Origin of the sequence: Pseudonocardia sp. DSM 110487, from assembly GCF_019468565.1 — a bacterium.
GTDB lineage: Bacteria > Actinomycetota > Actinomycetes > Mycobacteriales > Pseudonocardiaceae > Pseudonocardia.
The window spans coordinates 4,277,706-4,300,841 of sequence record NZ_CP080521.1 but is presented as its reverse complement, the minus strand read 5'-3'; the positions used below and the strand labels follow the sequence as shown (position 1 = coordinate 4,300,841).

At 70.2% G+C, this 23,136-nt stretch carries 21 protein-coding genes; 8 read left to right on the top strand and 13 right to left on the bottom strand.

The features are described from left to right. Window positions 1-5: 5 nt before the first annotated feature. The gene (locus tag K1T35_RS19965; protein WP_220261632.1) at window positions 6-1,364 is read right to left on the bottom strand and encodes a Rieske 2Fe-2S domain-containing protein; all 1,359 of its coding nucleotides are present in this window, start codon (window positions 1,362-1,364) and stop codon (window positions 6-8) included. Window positions 1,365-1,576: 212 nt separating this feature from the next. On the opposite strand from K1T35_RS19965, the gene K1T35_RS19960 reads away from it, so the two are divergent. After that, a complete protein-coding gene (locus tag K1T35_RS19960) occupies window positions 1,577-2,248 on the top strand; it encodes a GntR family transcriptional regulator (RefSeq protein WP_220261631.1) in 672 nt (223 codons plus the stop codon). Window positions 2,249-2,263: 15 nt separating this feature from the next. Next, entirely contained in the window at window positions 2,264-2,515 is a 252-nt protein-coding gene (locus K1T35_RS19955; protein WP_220261630.1) for a hypothetical protein, read from the top strand. Window positions 2,516-2,582: 67 nt separating this feature from the next. On the opposite strand, the gene K1T35_RS19950 is transcribed toward K1T35_RS19955, so the two are convergent. After that, window positions 2,583-3,233 (bottom strand): TetR/AcrR family transcriptional regulator, encoded by a 651-nt coding sequence (locus K1T35_RS19950; RefSeq protein WP_255622317.1) that lies wholly within the window; start codon window positions 3,231-3,233, stop codon window positions 2,583-2,585. 83 nt (window positions 3,234-3,316) lie between these two features. Between K1T35_RS19950 and K1T35_RS19945 the strand changes: the two genes are divergently transcribed. Continuing rightward, complete coding sequence (locus tag K1T35_RS19945) at window positions 3,317-4,288, top strand: zinc-dependent alcohol dehydrogenase family protein (RefSeq protein WP_220261628.1); 972 nt, start codon at window positions 3,317-3,319, stop codon at window positions 4,286-4,288. A gap of 72 nt (window positions 4,289-4,360) precedes the next feature. On the opposite strand, the gene katG is transcribed toward K1T35_RS19945, so the two are convergent. From katG to K1T35_RS19905, 8 genes are all read right to left on the bottom strand, one after another. Next, on the bottom strand, window positions 4,361-6,604 hold the full coding sequence (gene katG, locus K1T35_RS19940) for a catalase/peroxidase HPI (protein ID WP_220261627.1): 2,244 nt from the start codon (window positions 6,602-6,604) through the stop codon (window positions 4,361-4,363). Then, on the bottom strand, window positions 6,547-7,002 hold the full coding sequence (locus K1T35_RS19935) for a Fur family transcriptional regulator (RefSeq protein WP_220261626.1): 456 nt from the start codon (window positions 7,000-7,002) through the stop codon (window positions 6,547-6,549). The genes katG and K1T35_RS19935 overlap by 58 nt, the downstream gene beginning before the upstream one ends. Window positions 7,003-7,069: 67 nt before the next feature. After that, the gene (locus tag K1T35_RS19930; RefSeq protein ID WP_220261625.1) at window positions 7,070-8,833 is read right to left on the bottom strand and encodes an HNH endonuclease signature motif containing protein; all 1,764 of its coding nucleotides are present in this window, start codon (window positions 8,831-8,833) and stop codon (window positions 7,070-7,072) included. 249 nt (window positions 8,834-9,082) lie between these two features. After that, window positions 9,083-9,880, bottom strand: a complete 798-nt coding sequence (locus K1T35_RS19925) for an IclR family transcriptional regulator (RefSeq protein WP_220261624.1) — start codon at window positions 9,878-9,880, stop codon at window positions 9,083-9,085. A gap of 38 nt (window positions 9,881-9,918) precedes the next feature. Further along, the gene (locus tag K1T35_RS19920; RefSeq protein ID WP_220261623.1) at window positions 9,919-10,857 is read right to left on the bottom strand and encodes a DUF6282 family protein; all 939 of its coding nucleotides are present in this window, start codon (window positions 10,855-10,857) and stop codon (window positions 9,919-9,921) included. A gap of 29 nt (window positions 10,858-10,886) precedes the next feature. Beyond that, window positions 10,887-12,266 carry an MFS transporter gene (locus K1T35_RS19915; protein WP_220261622.1) on the bottom strand — a complete coding sequence of 460 codons (1,380 nt, stop codon included), beginning with the start codon at window positions 12,264-12,266 and terminating at the stop codon, window positions 10,887-10,889. Between the two features lie 49 nt (window positions 12,267-12,315). Beyond that, entirely contained in the window at window positions 12,316-13,236 is a 921-nt protein-coding gene (locus K1T35_RS19910; RefSeq protein WP_220261621.1) for a hypothetical protein, read from the bottom strand. Between the two features lie 2 nt (window positions 13,237-13,238). Then, window positions 13,239-14,027, bottom strand: a complete 789-nt coding sequence (locus K1T35_RS19905; RefSeq protein ID WP_220261620.1) for an HpcH/HpaI aldolase/citrate lyase family protein — start codon at window positions 14,025-14,027, stop codon at window positions 13,239-13,241. Window positions 14,028-14,167: 140 nt separating this feature from the next. Between K1T35_RS19905 and K1T35_RS19900 the strand changes: the two genes are divergently transcribed. From K1T35_RS19900 to K1T35_RS19890, 3 genes are read left to right on the top strand one after another with little or no spacing between them, the layout of a single operon-like run. Further along, a complete protein-coding gene (locus tag K1T35_RS19900; RefSeq protein WP_220261619.1) occupies window positions 14,168-15,646 on the top strand; it encodes an NAD(P)/FAD-dependent oxidoreductase in 1,479 nt (492 codons plus the stop codon). After that, window positions 15,643-16,566: an MBL fold metallo-hydrolase gene (locus K1T35_RS19895; RefSeq protein WP_220261618.1), complete on the top strand. Its 924-nt coding sequence runs from the start codon at window positions 15,643-15,645 to the stop codon at window positions 16,564-16,566. Before K1T35_RS19900 ends, K1T35_RS19895 begins: the two co-directional genes overlap by 4 nt. After that, window positions 16,563-17,135, top strand: a complete 573-nt coding sequence (locus K1T35_RS19890) for a carboxymuconolactone decarboxylase family protein (protein ID WP_220261617.1) — start codon at window positions 16,563-16,565, stop codon at window positions 17,133-17,135. The genes K1T35_RS19895 and K1T35_RS19890 overlap by 4 nt, the downstream gene beginning before the upstream one ends. A 549-nt stretch (window positions 17,136-17,684) precedes the next feature. On the opposite strand, the gene K1T35_RS19885 is transcribed toward K1T35_RS19890, so the two are convergent. Together K1T35_RS19885 and K1T35_RS19880 are read right to left on the bottom strand one after the other, a co-directional pair. Then, window positions 17,685-18,440: an SDR family NAD(P)-dependent oxidoreductase gene (locus K1T35_RS19885; protein ID WP_220261616.1), complete on the bottom strand. Its 756-nt coding sequence runs from the start codon at window positions 18,438-18,440 to the stop codon at window positions 17,685-17,687. After that, complete coding sequence (locus tag K1T35_RS19880) at window positions 18,437-19,378, bottom strand: 3-keto-5-aminohexanoate cleavage protein (protein ID WP_220261615.1); 942 nt, start codon at window positions 19,376-19,378, stop codon at window positions 18,437-18,439. The genes K1T35_RS19885 and K1T35_RS19880 overlap by 4 nt, the downstream gene beginning before the upstream one ends. A 200-nt stretch (window positions 19,379-19,578) precedes the next feature. Between K1T35_RS19880 and K1T35_RS19875 the strand changes: the two genes are divergently transcribed. Beyond that, window positions 19,579-21,066: an NAD(P)/FAD-dependent oxidoreductase gene (locus K1T35_RS19875; RefSeq protein ID WP_220261614.1), complete on the top strand. Its 1,488-nt coding sequence runs from the start codon at window positions 19,579-19,581 to the stop codon at window positions 21,064-21,066. A 121-nt stretch (window positions 21,067-21,187) separates the two neighbouring features. After that, window positions 21,188-21,796, top strand: coding sequence for a TetR/AcrR family transcriptional regulator (locus K1T35_RS19870; protein ID WP_220261613.1), 609 nt, complete (start codon window positions 21,188-21,190; stop codon window positions 21,794-21,796). Here K1T35_RS19870 and K1T35_RS19865 read toward each other — a convergent pair. Beyond that, window positions 21,783-23,123, bottom strand: coding sequence for an MFS transporter (locus K1T35_RS19865; protein WP_255622311.1), 1,341 nt, complete (start codon window positions 23,121-23,123; stop codon window positions 21,783-21,785). The two genes, K1T35_RS19870 and K1T35_RS19865, sit on opposite strands and share 14 nt — an antisense overlap. Between the last annotated feature and the right edge of the window lie 13 nt (window positions 23,124-23,136).

The following is a 23,136-nucleotide window of genomic DNA, read 5'->3' as shown; positions in this document are numbered from 1 at the left end:
CGGCGTCAGTTGCCGGCGGCCGGGAGCCGGGTGTTGCCCGGGTCGTACCTCTGGACCATCGGATCGGCATCGGTGCCCAGCAGCCGCCAGTCCTCACCGTCCTCGAGGATCTTCTCGGCCGAGCGGATGCCCCGGTAGTCGAGGTCGCCTGCGACCGCGGGCGGTTCGACGCCCTCGGCGAGGCGCTTCGCCGCGGCGATCAGCAGGCGGCGCATCCGGATGATCGCCTTGTCGGACGTGCCGAGGTGCTCCTGCGAGCGGTCGTAGATCGGGCCCATGGTCTCGGTGACCATGAAGTCCTGGCTGATGAACTCGCGCACGCCGGAGTAGGTGGTGGTGCGCTGGTCCTCGCGGTCGATGCCGTAGTCGTTCTCGAGGGTGTAGCGCCGCGGGATGACCCCGTTGCGGCCGACTTCCGCAGGCCCGAACTCGAACGGGCTCACCGCGAAGAGGTTGGTGCCCCCGACCTCCTCGATGCCCTCGTTCACGCGGGTGGCGAAGCTGTAGCGGTACGTGTTGTGGTCGTCGGCGGGCACGAACAGGCCGTGCTGGGTGCTGAAGGGCACCGATGCGATCACCGTGTGGTACGGGTAGCAGTACGCGCTCATCCGCACGTGGGTGTGCCCGGCGGGGGTGGTGCGGATGCCCACGTACTTGAAGCCGTACCAGGTGTCCTCGATCTCGAGGCGCGGCGCGCGGTCGTGCTTCCAGAACGTCCACGACATCGCGTTCGTGGGGTAGCCGGGCTTGTCGCTCCCGTCGTCCGGGATGTCGTCGACGCCGTTCCACTGGTGCAGCCACGAGATGTGGGAGGTGTCCATGTTGCCCTCCATCGCCTGCATCCAGTTGCAGCTGGTGTGCAGCTTGGTGGCGGCGACCTCGTCGGGCTCGAGCGACTCGGTGCCGAAGTCGCGGAACGGCGTCATCGCCTCGGCCGGACCCATGTAGGTCCACACGATCCCGCCGGACTCGTGGGTGGGGTAGGACCTCGCCCGCACCCGCTCCTTGAACGTGCTGGTGGGCGGCTCGCTCGGCATGTCGATGCAGGTGCCGTCGGCGCCGAACTGCCAGCCGTGGTACGGACACCGCAGCCCGCAGGTGCCGTCCGGACCGAGCTCGTTGCGGCCGTAGAACAGTGACGCGCCGCGGTGCGGGCAGTTCTCCTGGATCAGCCCGACCTTGCCGTACGCGTCCCGGAAGGCGACGAGGTCCTCGCCGAGCAACCGCACGCGCACGGGGTCTCCCGCCGGCGTCGGCACCTCGCTGACCAGCAGCGCTGGCGTCCAGTACCGGCGCAGGAGATCGCCCATCGGCGTGCCCGGCCCCACCCGTGTCAGGAACTCGTTGTCCTGTGCAGAGAGCATCGTCGGCCTCTCGAGATGTGGTGGTGTGTTCGGGAAATCAGGTGCGCGGGGAATGTCGAACCACCGACCAGCACGGCGCTGCATTTCTCGACGCTGCGGTGCTCGTCGGTGAGCTCGGCGCGCCCCGGCTCCGGGATCACACGACCATGACCATAGCTAACCGGCACCCAGACCGACAACCATATTGTCAACAATCTTGGTAATGTTCTGGCATGACTGCGGGCGGCGAGACGGCCCAGAGCGAGGCCGTCGCCGAGGTGGTACTCGCCGTGCGTGACGGGATCATGCAGGGCACGTACGCGCCGGGTCAGCGGCTGCCCGAGGCCGACCTCGTGTCGCTCTACCGGGCATCCCGGGGCACCGTCCGCACCGCGCTCGTGCAGCTGGAGAACGAGGGCCTCGTGCAGCGCGAGCGGAACCGGGGGGCGCGGGTCCGCCCCATCTCGCTCGAAGAAGCCGTGGAGATCACCGAGACCCGTGCCGTCGTGGAAGGGCTGTGCGCGGCCAAGGCCGCCGAACGCGCCACGGAGCACGATCGCGCCCGGCTCCGCGCCCTCGGTGACGAGATGCGCTCCGCCGTCGAGCGCGGCGACATCCCCGCCTACAGCCGCACCAACCAACTGGTGCACCGGGCCGTACGGGACATCTCGGGGCACCAGACCGCGGGCCTGATGCTGGACCGCCTGCGCATCCAGAGCGTGCGCTACCACTTCCGGGTCGCGCTGCTGCCCGGGCGGCCGGGCGTCGGCCTCCGGGAGCACCTCGACGTCATCGAGGCGGTCTGCGCCGGCGACCCGGACGTCGCCGAGAAGACGATGCGGGCCCACCTGCTCAGCGTGGTCGGCGCGCTGCAGGAGCTCGCGAAGACCCAGCCCGGCTGGTGATCGGACGGAGGAGTCATGTGGCTGGTGACCGGGATCGACGAGGAGCACAGGTTCCCCGACTGGGTCGACGCCGCCGCGTTCTACCGGCAGATCGTCGAGGACTGGGTCGACGCCCACGGTGACGCCGCCCAGGCCGGGATCCTCGACGATCTGCAGCCGGGCGGGTCCCAGGAGGTCGAGTTGGCGGACGGCAGCGGCGAGAAGGTGCGGTTCGCACTGGCGTGGGACGTCGGCGGCGGCCGGACGGACCACTTCGTGGCCTGCTGACCCACACCCTGCCGACCCGCTCATGGCGGTCGGACGATCCAGTCCCGGCAGGACAACCGGGAGGGGATCAGCGAGGTACCCGTGGCGGCTGGCCGGTCGGTACGGCGGGCGCCAACTGTGCGACCGGCGGCAGCGGCGGGGCCCCCGGGGAGGCACGGAGTGCCTGGATCGCGAGCGCGGCGAAGCGGCGGGAGGCCGCGACCTGAGCGGCCGGTGAGGTGGCGTGGATGCCGCTGTTGGCCTGGAGAACGAGGATCAGGTCGTCCAGGACGAAGTCGGGGCGTAGGTGACCGGCGTCCTTGGCGCGGCGGGCCAGTTCGGCGATCGAGTTCAGCGAATCTCCACGGATCGCGGCGAAATCCACCGCGTTGGGAAAGGTGGACATGAATGCCGCGGTGAAGCCTCGGTCGCGTGCGTGCAGCTCACAGATCCTCTCGATCACGAGGCAGAAGCCGTGCCACGGATCCGGGTCGGCGAGCCCTTCATCGACGACCGCGTAGCACGCGCGCATCTGGTCCGTGAACGCCTCGGTGACCAGCATCTCCTTGGTCGGGAAGCGGCGGTACAGCGTGGCTGGGCCGACCCCGGCGCGCCGGGCGATCTCCCGCAGCGGCACGTCCAAACCCTCGGCGGCGAACACCGTGCGAGCCGCGTCGAGGATGCGTTCGCGGTTGTCCCGGGCGTCGGACCGCAGGGTGTGAGGCAAACGGTCGGTCACCGCTCTCACTTTAGCTAAACGGACGGCAGCGTCCGCTAGCGTCCCTGCCCGGTCCCGATCGATCCCGGAACACGGAGACGACAGTGCAGGCAGTTGCGATCCAGGCATTCGGAAGTCCCGAAGGCCTCGCGGTCATCGACCTCCCTGATCCGAGACCGGATCACGGGCAGGTGCTGATCGCCACCGAGGCGATCGGCGTCGGCGGCGTCGACGTCATGATCCGAAGCGGTGCTCTCGCCGCCTACGGCTTCGAGGAAGGTCACATCCTCGGCGGCGAGACAGCCGGCACCGTGGTCGCCGTCGGCGATGGCGTCGACACGTCATGGGTCGGTCAGCGAGTGTGGGCGTTCACCGGCTTGGGTGGCGGCTACGCCGGGCGGGTGATCGCTCCGGTCGTGGCGCTCCTCCCCCTCCCGGCGAACATCTCGGCCGTCGACGCGGTGACGCTCGGGAGCTCCGGAATGGTGGCCCACTTCGGCCTTCGCCACGCCCACTTCGTGCCCCGCGAGTCGGTGTTGGTGCGCGGCGCTGCCGGCGGCATCGGGATCATGACGATCCAGCTCGCAGTCCGTGGTGGTGCCAGTGCGGTGGCGGTCACGACATCATCGGCCGAGCGTGGCGATCGCCTGCGCAAGCTCGGAGCGACCCACGTGCTGGACCGCGCCGGCAAGACGGGCGACGACGCTCCCGCCGGCTACGACGTCATCATCGACGTCGTCGCCGGCGCGGACATGCCGTCGTTCTTCGCCAAGCTCAACCCGAACGGCCGCATGGTGGCCGTCGGCGCGGTCGCGAGCTATCCGCCGGCGGACTTCGCCATGGAGATGTTCGCGGCGTTCCGGAAGTCGATGTCGTTCGCGACCTTCAGTGCGGACACCGTGACCGAATCCGATCGACGCGCCGTGACCGCCGAGCTGTTCGCTGCCGCAGGTCGCGGCGAACTGCACGCGGTCGTGCACGAGGTGCTGCCATTGGAGCAAGCCGTGCTGGCTCACCAGAAGATGGAAGCCGGCGAGGTGTTCGGCCGGATCGTGCTCGTGCCCTCGGGGAGCTGACCACCCGTTTGCGGTGGCGTCCAGGTCAGCCAGTGAGCGGCTGACCTGGACACCGGGATCAGGCCCTCGGGTTCAGGCGAGGTCGAACCGGTCGAGGTTCATGACCTTGTCCCACGCGGCCACGAAGTCACGCACGAACTTCTCCTGCGCGTCGCGGCACGCGTAGACCTCCGCGATCGCCCGCAGCTGCGAGTTCGAGCCGAACACGAGGTCGGCCGCCGTTGCGGTCCACCGGACCTCGCCCGTCGCGCGGTCGCGGCCCTCGTACACGTTCTCGGTCTCCGAGACCTTCCACTCGGTCCTCATGTCGAGCAGGTTGCGGAAGAAGTCGGTGGTCAAGGCCCCCGGCCGGTCGGTGAGGACGCCGTGCCTGCTCGGCTGGAAGTTGGCCTCCAGCGCCCGCATGCCGCCGACCAGCACCGTCATCTCCGGGGCGCTGAGGTTCAGCATGTAGGCGCGGTCCACCAGCAGGGTCTCCGGCGGCAGCTTCTCCCCCGCCCGCAGGTAGTTGCGGAACCCGTCGGCCTTCGGTTCGAGCACGGCGAACGAGTCGACGTCGGTCTGCTCCTGCGATGCGTCGGTGCGCCCCGGCGTGAACGGGACCGTGACGTCGAACCCGGCGTCCTTCGCCGCCTTCTCGACGGCCGCGCAGCCGGCGAGGACGATCAGGTCGGCGAGCGAGACCTTCTTCTCGGCCTGCGAGCTGTTGAAGCCCCGCTGGATCTGCTCGAGGGTCTGCAGCACCTTGCCCAGCTCGTCCGGGTTGTTGACCTCCCAGTCCTTCTGCGGCGCGAGGCGGATCCGAGCCCCGTTGGCCCCGCCGCGCTTGTCGGTGCCGCGGAAGCTGGCCGCCGACGCCCACGCGGTGGAGACGAGCTGGGAGACGGACAGGCCCGATGCGAGGACCTTCTCCTTGAGAGCGGCGACGTCCGAGTCCCCGATCAGCTCGTGGTCCACCGGCGGAACGGGATCCTGCCAGAGCTGCGGCTCGGGGACCCACGGCCCGAGGTAGCGCGAGACGGGGCCCATGTCGCGGTGCAGCAGCTTGTACCAGGCCTTGGCGAACGCGTCCGCGAGCTGGTCCGGGTTCTCGTGGAAGCGCTTCGTGATCGGCCCGTAGACCGGGTCGACCTTGAGCGCGATGTCCGTGGTCAGCATCATCGGCGCGTGCCGCGTCGACGGGTCGTGTGCATCCGGAACCGTGCCCTGGGCCTCGGGGTTCTTCGGCGTCCACTGGTGCGCGCCCGCGGGGCTGCGCGTCAGCTCCCAGTCGTAGCGGTACAGGTTGTCCAGGTATCCGTTGTCCCACCGGGTCGGCTCGTTGGTCCATGCGCCCTCGAGCCCGCTGGTCATCGCGTGGGGGCCCACGCCGGAGCCGACCGAGTTCTTCCAGCCGATGCCCTGGTGCTCCACCGGGCACGCCTCCGGCTCCGGGCCGATGTACTGGGGGTCGACCGCGCCGTGGCACTTGCCGAACGTGTGGCCGCCGACGATGAGCGCGACGGTCTCCTCGTCGTTCATGGCCATCCGGCCGAAGGTGTCGCGGATGTCCTTCGCGGCCTTCACCGGATCCGGGTTGCCGTTCGGCCCCTCCGGGTTCACGTAGATCAGGCCCATCTGGACGGCGCCGAACGGTTCGGCGAGCTCCCGCTCACCGCTGTAGCGCTCGTCGCCGAGCCAGGTGTCCTCCGACCCCCAGAAGATCTCCTCCGGCTGCCAGATGTCCTCGCGCCCGAATGCGAAGCCGAACGTCTTCAGGCCCATGTCCTCGATGGCCACGTTGCCGGCGAGGACCAGCAGGTCGGCCCATGAGATCTTCCGGCCGTACTTCTCCTTGACCGGCCACAGCAGCCGCCGCGCCTTGTCGAGGCTCGCGTTGTCGGGCCAGCTGTTGAGCGGCGCGAAGCGCTGCGCGCCCTCGCCGCCACCTCCCCTGCCGTCGTGGATGCGGTACGTCCCCGCGGCGTGCCAGCTCATCCGGATGAAGAGCGGCCCGTAGTGGCCGTAGTCCGCCGGCCACCAGTCCTGCGACGTCCGCATCACCTCGACGATGTCGCGCTTGAGCGCCTCGACGTCGAGGGACGCGAACTCCGCCCGGTAGTCGAAGTCCTCGCCCATCGGGTTGGCCCGGGGCGAATGCTGATGGAGTACCGACAGGTCCAGTTGGTTCGGCCACCAGTCCCGGTTGGTCCTCGGCCGGGTCACCTGGGGGGTCGGGGACGGGATCGCCGGGTTCTCGGACTCGCTGATGCTCTCGGTCACGTCCGCTCCTTGTCCTGTCTCGCCTTTTCCTCGCGTGCCGCGCACTCGGGGCATGTACCCCGGAAGACGACCTCGGCCTCGTCGATCGCGAATCCGTGGCCGTCCGAAGGGGTCAAGCACGGCGCGGGCCCGACGGCGCAGTCGACGTCGGCGATGGCGCCGCACGACCGGCACACGACGTGGTGGTGGTTGTCCCCCACCCTCGCCTCGTACCGGGCCACGGAGCCCGGCGGCTCGATGCACCGCACGAGCCCCGCGGCGGTCAGGGCGCGCAGCACGTCGTACACGGCCTGGTGGGACACCTCACCGAGATCGTCGCGGACGACCCCGATGATCGAGCTCGTGTCGGAGTGCGGATGCTCGTGCACCGCGGACAGCACCGCCAGCCGAGGCCGCGTCACCCGCAGAGCGGCCCCGCGCAACACGTGCTCGAAGTCCGGCGTCGTTGGCACCGCGTCCCACCATGGCCCAGACTCTTGAACGACTCAAGTCGGAACCCGGCCCGGGCGGTCCCGCGGATCAGAATGGCGGCGGTCCGTCGTCGTCCTCCTCCGGGACGGGTTGGCCGTCCCAGCGGGCTGTAGCGCGTCGGTTGCGTTCGATCCGTTCCAGCCGCGCGGCCAGGTCCTTCGGAAGGCCCTTCCGGGCGGCGGCCTTGTCCAGGGGCAGGTCGTCGTCGGTGCGGTAGTCGTAGGGCTCGCTGTGGTAGCGGTGCCCGGTTGGGGTGATCCATTGGATGCGTCCGTCGGGTAGTGCGCGGACGGCCCAGCCGGGGGCGTGTTTCATGCGGTGTTCGTGGCCGCAGCAGCCGTGGATGTTGGGTTCGTTGGTGGGGCCGTGCGGGTAGGGGGTGATGTGGTCGAGGTGTCCGTCCAGGGCGCGGCGGCGGCAGATGGGGCTGCGGCAGTAGACGTCGCGGGCGCGGACGAAGTCGGCGAGTGCGGCTGGGGGCCGGTAGGTGGTGCGGCCGTGGTCGAGGATGGTGCCGGAGAGTGGGTCGTACACCAGTCGTTTGAGGGTGGCGTCGGTGGCGATGTGGCGGGCGTGGTCGGCGGTGATGGGGCCGTGTCCGACCAGTTCGCAGGGGTGGTTGTCGGCGCCGAGCAGGGTGGTGAAGGGGATCAGGACCTGGACGAGGGGTTTGCCGGGGTTGACCGGCCGCGGTGGGGACGCGTTCCCGCTCGTCGGTGACCCGCTGCCGCCATCGGCGCGGTCGGGAGCAGCGCCGCCATCAGCGCTGTCATTGGCGCTATCGGTAGCGTGCGCCGCCGCTTTCGAGCCGGCGGCGCCGGCGGGTGCGCCATCGTGGGTGCTCGCGGCCGCGCCGGCGCCCTGATCGCCGGCACCCCGGTCGTCGGCGCCGCGGTCGTCGGTGCCCCCGTCGGTGTCGTCCGCGCTGTCGGTCCCGCTGGACGGGGTGGCGATCGGGGTGTCGGGTGCGGCGTTGGTGAGTCGCCCGGACAGCAGGGCGGCGGCCAGGTCGGCGCGGCGGGCGTCCATGCTGCGCGGATCCTCCTTGCCGCATCCGAGGGCGAGCCGGGTCAGCCACTGGTAGCTGGCCTGGGCGTCCGGGGCGGTCATCAGCGCCCACAGCGACGCCATCCCGTCGGGTTCCTCGGTGATCGACACCCGCCGATCCCGCCGGGCGGCCTGGTGCCGCTCCGCAGCACCCTCGGGATCCACCGCGATCACCGCGCGTTTCAACGCCGCCTTCAACTGCCCCACCGTCTGATCCGGCGCCCGGTCCAGGATGCGATGCTGCACCGCCCGCGCCTTCTCCACCGACAGGTAGTGGGTGGCCTCGCAGACAGCGGCGACCCGACGCTCGTCCAGGCGGCCCCGCTGCCACACGGCCAGGGTTTCGGGCAGCACCTGTTCCAGCTGCACCGACCGCCCGATCCGGGTCTTGGCGGTCAGCCGGGCCAGCTTCAACGCCAGCCCGACCTCGTCGGGGGCGAACCGGCTCATCGCGCACGGCTTGTCGGTGGCCACCATCGTCGAGTCGTCACCGGGGCGGCGGCGGGCGAACTCCGCCAGGACCCGGGCCTGGCGGGCCTGCGCCCACGCGGCCAGGCGTTCGAACCCGACCATCGCATCGACCAGCTGCGCATCCGACAGGCCGGCCACCTCACGGGTATCGGAATCGATCTCCAGGGCGAACAACCCGGACGGGGCGGTGTTGCCCCAGGTGCGGTCCTCTGCGCCGGATCGCAGCTCACGTTCGATGGCCAGCCAGTCGAAGGCGTCCTCGAGCTGGGGATCGACCGGGTCGCCGACCTCCACCTCACAGACACGTATCGAACATATGTTCGAGTATATCGGAGGTCGTGGACCTCGCAAGCGACGTCGCGACGGCCCAGGATTTCGCATCTCCCTCGCCGGCGACCGGTGTATCAGTGCAACCACCAGCAACCTCCGGGCCGTCGAGCGAATTCTCGACCGGCTCCTTGCCGACGGCCGGCCGGTGACCGAGCCTCGACCGCCGGCGGAACGTGCCCGTTAGCTCTTCTGGCGATCAGATGGACGTGGCGGCTATGAGGCCTGGATGGACTCCGCGAGATCGTCCACACCGCCGGGGATGAGCGACCGCCAGACGTCAGTGCCGCCCATCTCCACCGTGATCCGGAACGCCGCACGGCGCAGCGCCGTGGCGATCTCGCCGTCGTCGGGCGGCCCTCCGACCACCGCGATTGTGGCGGCGATGCCGTGATCGTCGAACACCGGCGCGGCGAGGACCGCCATGCCGGCCGGAGCGCTGACGGTGGACAGGCCGCGCGTGCCTGCGTCGGCCACCTCGGCCTCGACCCGTCGTCGCTTGACCGGGTCGAGGCTCTCCCAGAACTTCGCCATCGCCTCACGGTCCTCGGAGAAGCGCAGGAAGAGGTGACCCTGGGCGGAGTCCATGTCGAGGGTGGTGCCGACCCGCACCGTGACCAGGATCTGGCCCGTGCCGATCTCGCTCACCAGCGAGACCACCGGGCCCGCCGACCCCCACAGCGAGAGCACGACGGTCAGCTCCGTCTCGCGGGAGAGGCGGCGCATGTGGATCGGCGCGAGGTCGAGCACCCTGCGCTGGCCCTGCGCCACCGCACTGAGCTGCAGCAGCAGCGGGCCAGGTTCGTACGCGGCCTGCTCCTCGCGCGAGCGCTCCAGGACTCCCGCCAGCACGAGGGAACCGAAGTAGCGGCTGACGGTGCTGCGGTTCAGCCCGACGAGGGACGCCGCCTCGGCCACCGTGAGCCGGGGCCGGTTGATGGTGAACAGGCCCAGCAACTGCCCGACCCGTTGCACGGCCTGGATGTCGCCGGTGCCGCCCGAGCCGCTGGTCACCCGTCCTCCTCCGCGCAGGTTCAGCGACTATACCCAGGTCACGGGAACAGCAACTGGGCCGCGTTGCCACCGACCATCGCCCTGATGTCGTCGTGCGCGGTGCCCGCGTCCAGGAGGGTGCGCACCATCCGCCGGTACGCGGTGACCGGCAGCGGGTTGTTCTTCTGCCCCAGGTCGGACGAGAAGATGGTGTGCCCGACGCCCGCCTCGCCGAGGAAGCCGGCGATCTTCTCCACGGGAGACGGGTCCCTGACCACCATGGCAAGGCAGTGCTCGACGTTGGCGCCATGCCGGCACCACTCCCCCACCCGTTCGGGAGCCGCGCCGACGATGAAGTCGGGATGGCTGACGACGATCCGCTCCACCCCGGCGGCGACGGCGGCCGGGACCAGCACGTCGATCTCGTCGGCCGGGAGGTGCCCGCAGTTGAGGATCGCCGACTCGCCCGCGATGACCGAGAGGATGTCCCACGCCGCCGGGACAAGCGTGCCATCGTCACCGACCACGCTGATCGGCTCGTTGTCGCGCAGCGGGATACCGGCGACGGGGAAGCCGCTGTGGTGGTTGTGCTGGTGGAACTCGAGGTGCGCCGTCGAGGAGATCGTCGGGAACCACACCACGCGGCCGCCGAGCCGCAGCGCGAGCTCCACGGCGTACGGGTTGAGCCCGCCGACGGTGCGGTTCAGCGCGATGCCGCCGTAGGCCTGGACGCCGGTCTCGGCGAGGCCGGCGGACTCCAGCGCGAGGATGTCGGTCTGCATGCTGTGGTGGTGCGACTTGCAGACGATCGCCCGGAAGCCCACGGTCGCTGCGTCGGTGGCGGCGTCCAGGATCGACATCCGTCGCGGGAACGGGCTGGGGCCGGGATGCGTGTGGAGGTCGACGGCACCGACGAGCAACCCGTCGGCCTCGGCGTCGGGGACGAAGCGGTCGGCGTCGAGCGTCTCGTCCCACAGGCCGGAAGCTGTCTGGGTCATGAGGACTTCCTTTCGACGTACGTTCCAGATCACGTGACGGCGACGGCGTCGGGCGGCGATTCGGCCCCCTCCGGGTCGGCGTCCGTGCCCGCCTTGCGCAGGTCGATTCCCCTGGTCTCGGGACCGAGCGTGGTGCCGACGAAGATGAGAACCGCGCCGAGAGCGGACAGGACGCCCGCGGTGTACTCGAACGGCACGAGGGCGCTGAGCCAGAGCATGTAGTAGGAGAAGAAGGCCGGGATGATCACCGCGGTCCCGTAGGCCACGCCCCACCCGGTGGATCGGACGACCGTGGCGAACCGTTCGTTGATGTACGCCGGCAGCACGCCCATCGGGGCGACGGTGAGGATGTTCCCCGCGAGCGCGAGGAGGGTCAGGGTCAACCATCCGTCCACGGAGTTGGACCCGATGAGGCTGATCACCGCGGGCTGGAACGCCAGGATGAGCGGGGCGACGACGAACAGCGTGCGCTTGCGGCCGATGTGGTCGGAGAGCCAGCCGAAGAAGATGTAGGACAGCATGCAGGCCGGGACGATCAACTGGGTGTGGGCCAGGTCGTTCGGGGTGTAGCCGTCGTTCTTGAGCAGGAACTGGGGCACCACGCTGCTGGTCATGTTGATGAGGAAGAAGCAGCCCGTCATGATCAGGCAGGACTGGGCGAACGCCCGGCCCGTCTTGCCACGCAGGATCATCCGCACCGGCGATTTGGCCTGCTCACCGGCCTGTGCGACCGCGTCCCGCTGCACGGTCGACTCCTCGACCCTGCGGCGCAGGAACCAGGCGACCACGAAGGACAGGACGAAGCCGAGGATGAACGGCAGGCGCCACCCCCACTGCACGTAAGGCGATGCCACGTCGCCGACCGGCGCGATGAGCAGGGTCAGCGACAGCGCGATCGCCACGAAGAGCGGGCCGCCACTCGCGGAGCACTGGATCAGCCCGCCGATCAGGCCGCGGCGGCCGCGCGGTGCGTACTCCAGGGCCATCGGGGTGGCAGCGGTGTACTCGCCGCCCAGGAAGATGCCTTCCACGAAGCGCAGCGCGAGCAGCAGTGTCGTCGCCTGCACCGCCCCGATCTGTTCCGCGCCGGGCAGGCAGGCGATGAGCAGCGAGATCGTCCCGAACCCGTAGATCGTGATCGCCCCGATCCGGCGGCGTCCCAACCGGTCCGCGAAGTGCCCGAAGATCAGGCCGCCGAGCGGGCGCCCGAGCAGGGTCACGGCGAGCGTCATCCCCGCGAAGATCGACTTGGTTTCCACGGACATGTCGCCCTGGAAGTAGATGAGCGCGGGCAGCAGTACCGTCGACGCGATGAAGATCGAGTACGAGTCGACGGCGAAACCCGCCCATGCGCTCAGGATGGCCCGCTTCCGCCGTGCCCGGAATTCGGGGTCCGCGCTCTCGGACATGACAAGTCTCCTTCAACGCTGAAAGACAGCTTGTGCGGAATTGCGGGAATCAGTCGACCGGGCTCGGATATTCGTCGGCGTTGAGGACCCATCCCGGCCGGGCCGAGAAGTCGTGACGCGGGCCGGCGAAGATGTCGATGAGGTGGTTGGCCTGCCAGGCGATGGCCTGCGAAGTGTGGATCGTGGGCGGAGGGATGATCGTCACCGACGGGCTGCCCACCCGTTCGTGGTCCTCCGGCCGCCACTGCAGGCCGTCAGTTCCCCACGGCGTCTGGATGTGGTGGATGTAGCTACCGGCGACCACCAGGCTGGCCTGCTCGAAATCCTGGTGGAAATGCGGCGACAGGTTCGACAGGTCGCGCGGGCCGGACCGTGCCTCCATGAAGTTGACCATGAAGGAGCGGGTGCGGAAGATCCGGCCGAAGCGCTTCGGGTCGTCCGGCACGTCGGACATGAGGTAGGTCCGCCACCGGTAGCCGTCCACCGGCTCCGGCCAGGGTTCGAGCGGCGCGACGTGCGGGTGCGGCACCGTGTACGCCGCGGCGTTGGACGCCTTCGCGGCCCACTCCGACTCGTCGGCTTGCAGCAGCGAGACGACCGGACCGGTGCGGGTGCTCGTGATCGCGCTCTCCCCCGGCGGCACCACCACCAGCGCGGGCCCGGTCACCTCGTGGCTGTCGCCGGTTCCGGTCGTGCCGCTGATGGCGCTCGTCCCGTCGATCAGCAGCAGCACCTGCTCGGACGCGAGCGCGGACTTCCAGACGAGGTCGCCAGCCGCCGGCTCCGTGTAGATCAGCACGAAGTTCTGGCCACGGACGATCCACTGGCGGCTGCCCGCGGCGGACACGACGTCCGGGGGCAGCACGGAGAAGTCGAGGAACTCGGGAGCGGCGATGGCGCCCCCTGCCGCCGCCGGTGCCGCGGTGGGCGCCGCCAGTGCGGAGCGCGGGTCGTCCTTCGCATAGGCCATGGTCAGTCCTCCTCATCGAGGGTCGGTGCGGCGAGGGCGGAGCGGGCCGTGGACGTGATCTGCCGGGCGGCCGCGCCGAACATCCCGGTGTCGTTCCCGACGAGGAGGAACCGGCAGCCCTGTTCGGCGCGGAGCCGGATCTGCTCCTCGCCCTGCACCAGGGTCCCGACCGGCACCCCGGCCTCCACCGCCGTGGCGATGCACTTGGTGACCGCGTCGTGGACAGCCGGTGAGCCGGTCGGTTCGCCCATCGAGAGGGACAGGTCGCCGGGGCCGATGAAGACCGCGTCGACGCCCGGGGCGGCCAAGATCCCGGCCAGGTCGTCGACGGACTCCTTCTCCTCGATCATCGCGATCCGGGCGACGTCCTCCTGCCCGGCGCGCACGTACTCGGCGGGGCCGCCGGGAAGGCGGCCCCACAGCCCGGCGCGGGACGCGTAGCCCATGCCCCTGGTGCCCTCGGGCGGGAACAGGTACTGGCGCATCGCGGCCGCCGCCTGCCCCGCGTTGGAGACGTGCGGAACGAGGACGCCCGCGGCGCCCGCGTCCAGGTAGCGCTGCGCGTCGCCGTAGCCGTGGTCGGTGATGCGGACCAGCGGAGCGACGCCGATCCGCGAGTACACGACCAGTAGTGAGTACACGTCCCGCACCGAGAGCAGCGCGTGCTCGGTGTCGATGACGACGAAGTCGAACCCGGCCTCCCCAACGATCTCCGCCACCTCGAGGGCCGGGATCTTGACGAAGGTGCCGATGACCGGCCGGTCGGAGGAACGGAGCAGCTCTCGGAACATGTGCGCGCCCTTGCCTCACTGATGTTCACCTTGCGAACAGGATGTTCGCGATGCAGACTGGCATTCCCGGAGCTGGTTGCGCAAGAGGAAGCCCGGGTCGGGCCTCGGGGTATCGGTTCAGTCGTCGATCGGAGCTGCGAATGCGGCGCAGGGTGCCCCGACGGCCGATCCGGGTCGCGATCATCGGTGCGGGATTCGGCGGGATCGCGGCCGCGATCAAGCTCCGGCAGCGGACGTCGGCCTCGTTCGTCGTGTTCGAGCAGTCGGCAGGCGTGGGAGGAACCTGGTACGACAACCGCTATCCGGGCTGCGAGGTCGACATTCCCTCGCACGCCTACAGCTTCTCGTTCCTGCGGTACGACTGGTCGCACACCCATGCCCGGCAACCGGAGCTGCTGCGCTACGCCAACGAGGTCGTCGACGTGTTCGGGCTATGGCCGCACATCCGGTTGAACACGAAGGTGATCGAGGTCGTCTGGGACGAGGCCGAGCTCCACCACGTCGTGCGCACGGCGACCGGGGATGAGCACACCTTCGACGTCGTGATCTCCGCGCTCGGGCTGCTCAACGTCCCGAACCACCCGGACTGGCCCGGTCTGGACGAGTTCCGCGGCACGTCGTTCCACACGTCGCGGTGGCGGCACGACGTGGACCTGAGCGGCAAGCGGGTGGCCGTGGTCGGCACCGGCTCGACGGCCGCGCAGGTGGTGCCGGGCATCGCGGGCTCGGTGGGATCCCTGCTGGTCTTCCAGCGCGAGCCGGGGTGGGTCGAGCCCAAGCGCGAACGCCCGTTCAGCGCGCGCGAGCGCTGGGTCTACCGCCACGTCCCCGGCGCGCAGCGACTGCACCGCGGCTGGCTGTTCTACCGGTCGATCGACCGCTTCCGGGCCTATGACGCGACCAGCAGGGCGCAGGACGAGAAGCGCCGCGACTGCCTGGGGTACATCCGGCGGGCTGTCCGCGACCCCGCCACCCGCGACGCCGTGACCCCCGGCTACCCCTGGGGCTGCAAGCGGCCGGTGCTCGCCTCGACGTTCTACGAGGCGTTCGACCTGCCCCACGTCGACCTCGTCCCGCACGCGGTGACGTCGGTGACCGAGAACGGGCTCGTCGACGCCCGCGGCGTGCACCACGAGATCGACGTCCTGATCATGAGCACGGGCTTCCGGCCGACGAGGTTCCTCGCGAGCCTCGACGTCCGGGGCCTGGACAAGCGCAGCCTCCACGAGGCGTGGGAGGACCGCGCCTCGGCGTTCCTCGGCATCACCGTCGCCGGCTTCCCGAACTTCTTCATCCTGTACGGGCCCAACACCAACGGCGGGTTCTCGATCATCGCCCAGCTGGAGCGGCAGGCCGAGGTCGCCGCGCGGGCCGTCCGCCGGCTCGAGTCCGGTGCGGGGTACGTCGACACCGACGAGCGGGTCCAGCGCCGGTACGTCGAGTGGATCGACCACCAGATCGCCAGCAAGGCGTCGGCGATGGAGTCGGGCTGCCGGAACTACTACCACTCCCCCGGCGGGGCGAACATCACGCAGTGGCCGGGTACGCACCTGAAGTACCTGCTGATGACCAGGCTGCTCGCCCGGATCGGCATCCGCGCGACGGCGGTGCGGCGATGACGGCAGCGCCCCGGGCGCGCACCCGCGACACCGGCACGCCGCTGCGGCAGATCCGGGTCGGCGCGGTGACGATCACACCGGTCGTGCAGCTGCACTACCGCGTCCACCCGCTGCGGTTCTTCCCGGACCTCGATATCCCGACGATCGACGAGGACGCCTGGTACTGGCGGCCGCCGTACCGCGAGGACGGCTTCCTCGTGATCGACATGGGCGGCTTCCTGATCCGCACCCCGACGCGGACCGTCCTCGTCGACGCGGGCGTGGGCAACGGCAAGAAGCGACCCAACCCGCTCTTCACCGACCGCGACGACGACTGGTTCGCGACCCTGCGCCGCGCCGGCGTGACACCGGAGGAGATCGACACCGTCGTCTTCAGCCACCTGCACGTCGACCACGTCGGGTTCGCCACCCGACTCGACGGCTCCGCGTGGGTGCCGGCCTTCCCGAATGCCCGGCACCTCACCACCGCGGCCGAGCTCGCCTACTGGACCAGCCAGGCGGCTCGCGACCTCGCCCGGCTCGGGGACTACGTCACCGACAGCGTCCTGCCGCTGCGCGAGGCGGGCGTCCTCGACGTCGTCGAGCCGGACCTGGGGATCTGCGACGAGGTGCGGCTGGTGCCCGCGGCAGGGCACACGCCGGGCAACGTCTGCGTCGAGGTCTCCTCGGAAGGGCAGCGCGCCGTCTTCGCGGGCGACATGGTGCACCACGCCCTGCAGCTCGCCTTCCCCGACCACAGCACGGACTACTGCGTGGACGCCCGTGGCGCGAGCGAGGCGCGGCAGGCACTGCTGCGCGAGATCGCCGACCGCGACGTCCTGCTGTTCCCGGCGCATTTCCCGAACTCCGCACCAGGCCGGGTCGTCACCGACCCGGCAGGCGGCTACCGCTACGAGATGGTCGAGGGAGAACTGTTGTGACCGAGCGACTTGCCCGCATCACCCCGGACGCGATGACCTCGGAGCAGATGGAGATCTACAGCAGGTTCACCGGTGGCAAGCGAGCCGCCCCCGGCGCGCCCTTCTCGCTCCTCCATCCCGAGGGCGGGTTCATCGGCCCACCGAACGCCTGGCTGTTGAGCCCTCCACTCGGCCGCGTCCTCGAACGGATCGGCTGGACCATGCGGCACGAGCTCCAGCTCTCCGACCGGGCCTGCGAGATCGCGATCCTGCTCGTCGCGTTCCACCGCGACAGCCCGTTCGAGCTGTACGCGCACCGGAAGGCTGGGCGAGCCGCAGGCCTCACCGACACCGAGATCGAGGGACTTGCCACCCGGACACCGCCCACATTCGAATCCGACGAGGAGCGGCAGGTCTTCACCACGACGCTGGCGATCCTCGACAAGCAGAACCTCGACGACGCCCAGTACGCCGCCGCCGTCGCCGGGCTGGGTGAACGCGGCCTCTTCGAGCTGGTGGCCCTGGTCGGCTACTACGACCAGGTCGCCACGCAGCTCGCGGTTTTCGGGGTGGAGCCGCCCGGGAGCTAGTGCTGCCTGGCCTTCGTGATCATTCCGCTGATCGCAGGGTTCGGGCCTCATCTCGACGCAGAGCCCGAGTCGGGCGGGGCCGGCCCGGCGAGAGCCTGGGTCGCGGTGCGTTCCGCGGAACGCTCCCCGGGGTGCGGCCGCCCAGGTAACCCCAGGGGACGACGGTAGTGCACCCAACCCAGCCACCCTCGCAAGGTGAAGGGGCCGAGGCGAACCGGCGGAACCACCCGCGAAGCCCGGATCACGAGGCGGGCGCCGGGCGGCCCGAGCCGGAAACAGCGCGCCCACCGGCAGATGCTCGACCAGACCGACCCGATGGACCGACACCGATCCCACCCCGGCCGCCAGGCGCTCGGACCGGCCGCGGGCAAGATCCGAACTATCGGTTGCCCACGGCTGCCCCCACGACCATGAGCACCCGAAACTCCAGATCATGGACGCGAAGATCGCGAGTAACGGTTGCACGCGTCTGCGGCGAGCCGCCGCGCGGTCGCGGAGCCGAGGCCCCGGCGGCACCCGTGATGAGGCAGGCCTTCCCGGCGAGATCCGTCAGGCCGAGTACCCGCCGTCGACCGGCAGGACGACCCCGCTGACCTGGCTCGCGCGGTCGCTCAGCAACCATGCGGCAACGTTGGCCACCTCGGTGGTGGTGCCGGCCTTCCGCAGCGGGACCGCGGCGATCCGGCGCTCCACGGCGGCCGGATCGTCCTGCCGCCACGTCGTGAGCATCGGGGTCTCGACCGGCCCGGGCGCGATGGCGTTGACGCGGATGCCGAGCGGTCCGTTGTCGTGGGCCGCCGTGCGTGTCAGGCCGATGACCGCGTGCTTCGTGGCCTGGTAGGCGCCGAGGCCGGTGTTGCCGCGGAACCCGCCCACGCTGCTCGTGTTGACGATCGAGCCACCCGAGTCGCGCATCGCACGGATCTCCGCGCGCAGGCACAGCCATGTGCCCTTGACGTTCACCGCCATGACCCGGTCGAAGTCCTCCTCCGACACGTCGTCGAGCCGCCCGTGCTGGTTGATGCCCGCGTTGTTGAACGCGCCGTCGAGCCGGCCGAACCGGTCGAGCGTCGCGTCGACGAACCGCGCGACATCAGCCCCGACGCTGACGTCACCCGCGGTGAAGGCGACGTCGTGCCCCGCCGCCGCGAGCTCGTCGGTGAGCGCCGCGAGCGCGTCCTTCGATCGCGCGGCGAGCATCACGGAGGCACCCTCATCGGCGAAGACCCGCGCGGAGTCGGCCCCGATGCCGGTGCTCCCGCCGACCACCAGTACGACCTTGCCGTCGAGCAGTCCTCTGGTCATCGCTGCAGCACCACGTTCTTCGCCCCCTTGAGCGCCAGCATCCGCCGGACGTCGGCCGGCGTCGCGATCTCCTTGCCGAGGTCGGCGAGGATCTCCCGGACCTTGCGCACCTGCTGTGCGTTGCTGGTCGCCTTCTCGCCCTTGCCGATGTAGAGGTTGTCCTCCAGCCCCACCCGGACGTGACCGCCCAGCCATGCGCTGTGGGTGCAGAACTGCATCTGGTGGCGTCCCGCGGCGAAGGCGGAGAAGTGGTAGGCGTCGCCGAAGAGCTTGTCGGCGATCGCGACCATGTGCGTGAGATTGGCGTGGTCGGCCCCGATGCCGCCGAGGATCCCGAAGACGCCCTGAATGAGGAACGGCGGCTTCGCGAGCCCCCGGTCGGCGAAGTGGGAGAGCGTGTACAGGTGCCCGATGTCGTAGCACTCGTACTCGAACCGGGTCCCGCCCCGCTCCCCCAGCTCCCGCAGCGCGTACTCGATCTGCTCGAAGGTGTTGAGGAACGGCCGCCGGTAGGTGTTCTCGACGTACGCCTTCTCCCACGCATGCTTCCAGCTGGTCACGCGGTCGGCGATGCCGGAGAAGACGAAGTTCATCGAGCCCATGTTGAGCGACGCGAGCTCGGGGCTGAACCACGTTGCGGCGGCGAGCCGCTCCTCGATCGTCATCGACGACGCCCCGCCGGTCGTGATGTTGACGACCGCGTCGCACGCGGCGGCGATCGGCGGGATGATCTGTTCGAAGACGCTCGGCTCGAACGCGGGCCTGCCGTCCTCGGCGTGCCGGGCGTGGAGGTGGATGACCGCCGCGCCCGCCTCTGCCGCGGCAAGGGACTCCGCGACGATGTCCTGCGGCGTGATCGGCAGATGGTCGCTCTGCGACGGTACGTGCACCGAGCCCGTCACGGCGGTACTGATGATCACGCGGTCGGCGGGGATCACGTCGACGCCTCGGTAGGAAACATGGCCCGACCTCCGTAGTTCGAAATGCGAACTCAATGTTCACTATACGGGTCGGCCAGCGCGCCTGTCCATGATCCGGAGAGCCGGACGACCGACCCCGCCCGCCGCCTGTTGACCGCCCCCGCATGCTGAAGTACCTTGTTCCTTAATAGAAGAACAGTGTTCTATAGGGGGGCTCGATGTCGACACAGGCAGGATTACGCGCCTACTCCGGCCCACCCGACGCCGGGCGCCATGCCGTGATCATCGGTTCTGGTCTCGCGGGCCTGCTGGCGGCGCGGGTCGCGTCCGAGCACTTCGAACAGGTCACCGTGGTCGATCGAGACCGCTTCCCCGACAGCCCGGAGCACCGCAAGGGGGCGCCGCAGTCCCACCATGCGCACGGCCTGCTGCCGCGTGGGCACGAGATCATCGGGAGGTTGTTCCCCGGCATCGAGGACGACCTCCGCGCCGCCGGTTCCACCGTGGGCCGCGACACCGTCGGCTTCATGGTCGTGTCGCCTGCCGGGCCGTTGCCGGTGCGGCCGAGCCCTGGCGAGTTCGTGATGTTCAGCCGATTCCTTCTCGAGTGGCAGATCCGGCAACGGCTCGCGCGGCTTCCCCAGGTGCGGTTCCTGCCGGATGCAGAGGTCGTCGGCCTGGATACCGACCGCGACGGAACCCGGGTCCGCGGGGTGCGACTCCGGTTCCGCCACGACGGCAGTCGTCAGCCCGCCGCCGACCTCGTCCCCGCCGACCTCGTGGTCGACAGCAGTGGGCGCAGCTCGAAGGTGCCGGACTGGTTGCGAGACCTCGGGTACGGCGAGGTGCCGGAGGAGGTGGTGAACTCCGGTCTCAGCTACTCCTCGCGGTTCTACACGCGGCCCGACGGGTTCCCCGACGAATGGAGGAGCGTGCTCATCAACGGGCGCGCGCCGCACAACCCGCGCGCGGGCCTCCTTCTGACCGTCGAGAACGACCTGTGGCACGTGACGCTCGGTCGAATGGCCGCCGGGGACACCGCGCCCACCGATGACGCCGGCTTCCTCCAGTGGGCACGCCAGCTGGCCGACCCGACCATCTACGAGGCGGTCAGGGTCGCCACGCCGGTCAGTCCCATCCGGGGTTACCGCACCCCCACCAACCGGATGCGGCGGTTCGAGCGGCTGCGGCGCTGGCCGACGGGTTTCGTGGTCACCGGGGACGCCGTGTGCGCGTTCAACCCGATCTACGGACAGGGCATGACGGTCGCCGCGATGGACGCGCTGGTGCTGGCCGACGCGCTGAACCGGCACGAAGGGGGCAGGTCTGCCGGGTTCGAGCGGGCATTCCAGGCCGACCTCGCGCGCAACGTGGCCGCGCCGTGGTTCGTCGCCACCAGCGAGGACCTGCGCTGGCCCGGAGTCGAGCTGACCGGTTCGCGCCCCAGCCCAGCCATGGCGATCGGACGCCGCTACATGGACCGGCTGCTGCGCGCGGCCGTGCGTGATCCCGACCTCACCGCCGCCTACCTCGACGTCGTCTTCATGATCGCCTCGCCACGAAGCGTCTTCGCCCCCTGGATCCTCGCCAGGGTCGTGCGCAGCATGCTCAGCGCTCGTCGCCGGGTGCCGACGCAGCAGTTCGCGCTGTCGGCGGAGGGGCTCTCGGCGGTCCGCCGACTCCCCGACGCGCCGGTTTCGACGTGAACCGCAACGATCTCGGGGAGCTCGGATGGTTACATGATCGAATGCCAACCGCTCAGCCCTCTCCGGCCCGGCAGGTTCGTGAGTGCCGGACCCCATCCCGTGCCGATCGGTCCCGACACGTATGACCCGGCGCCGCACACCGACGCTCGAGGTGCGGGACGCACTGCTGCGCGCCGCGCGTGAGCTGCTCGACGAGGGCGGACCGGACATGCTCGGTGTGCGGGACATCGCCGCCCGCGCCGGCGTCGCCCCGATGGGTGTCTACAAGCGATTCGGGTCGAAGAACGGCATCATCGACGAGCTGTTCCGGCTGGGGTTCGAGGAGCTCGCGGCAGCGGTGGGGCACATTCGCGGCGACGACGTCCACACCGAGATCGCAGACGGAATGGCCCGCTACCGCGACTTCGCGATCCGCAACCCCGCCGTCTACCGGCTCATGTTCGACACTCCGGTCCCCGACTACACGCCGTCCGCCGCCGCGATGGAGCCCGCAAGGAACGCATTCGACCGACTCGTCGAGGCCATCCGCCGCGGGCACGCCGCACGTGTCATCACCCCGGGCGATCCCGTCGAGATCGCGCAGCGGATCTGGGCGTCCTGCCACGGCTCGATCAGCATCCAGCTGCGAGGGGTCGGCTTCGTGACCGACTACGACTCCCACTACGCGGCGCTGGTGCAGACCCTGCTCCGCGGAGTCGCGATCCAGCGTGATCCCGCTACCGCTGAGTGATCACGGCGGGCGTGGTGCCCTGCTCTCCGTCGCCCGTCTCGGCCACGCGCGGCAGGAACCACACCGCGATACCGGACACCGCGGCGAGCAGTGCGATGTAGCCCGCGACGGCCGTCCACGAGCCGGTGATCCCCAGGATCGTCGCCGAGGCCAGCGGCGTCAGCCCACCCCCGAGCACCGCGCCGAGCTGGTACGACAGCGATGAGCCGGTGTAGCGCACGTCGGCGCGGAACGCGGCGGAGACGATCACCGCCTGTACCGCCACCATCAGGCCGAGCACCACACCCAGCAGCCCAGTCGCCAGCAGCACTTCACCCACCGCCGCGGTGTTCACCAGCGCGAACACGGCGAACGGCACCAGCACTCCCAGCACAGAGGCAAGCGCGAACACCCGGCCCGGGCCGACCCGGTCGGACACGAGGGCCGTGAGGCATGCCACCACCAGGTAGACCACCGACGCTGCCGTGATCGCGAGCAGCATCGTCTGCGGTGCGACGCCGGCCGTGCCGGTGCCGTAGCTCAGCAGGTAGACCGACAGCAGGTATCCCAGCGACGACGGGGCGAAGGTGATGCCCATACCCAGCACCACCGCGGCCGGGCTGCGGCGCAGCACGTCCACGAGCGGAAGCCTGCGGACCTCGCCGCGGCTGCGGAGCGTCGAGAACTCCGGGCTCTCCTCCACCTTGAGCCGGACGAGCAGCGCGACGAGCACGAGCACGGCGCTGAGCAGGAACGGGATCCGCCATCCCCAGGCCGCGAACCTCTCGGGCCCCAACGCTGCCGACACCGCGAAGAACACGAGGTTCGCCAGCAAGGCGCCGGCGGGCAGGCCGATCTGCGGGAACGCGGAGTAGAGGCCACGCCGGCCGGCCGGGGCGTGCTCCAGCGCCAGCAGGACCGCACCGCCCCACTCGCCCCCGACGCCCAGACCCTGCACGAACCTCAGCGCGACGAGCAGGATCGGCGCCGCGAGCCCGATCTGGGCGTAGGTGGGCAGCACGGCGATGAGCACGGTGCCGATCCCCATCAGCAGGAGCGAGGCCACCAGCGTGTGCTTGCGGCCGTACCGGTCGCCGAAATGACCGAACACGATGCCGCCGATCGGGCGCGCGATGAAGCCGACGGCGAAGGTGCCGAACGCGGCGAGCGTCGCGGCCACCGGCGAGAAGTTCGGGAAGAACTGCGACGCGAAGATCAACGCGGCGGCAGCGCCGTAGATGTTGAAGTCGTACCACTCGATCGCCGTGCCGACGAAGGTGGCGGCGGCGACCCGGCGCCGCCGGGCCTGGTCGGTTGGGGTGGTGGGTGAGGTGCGGGCTGGGATCACGAGCGCTCCTGAC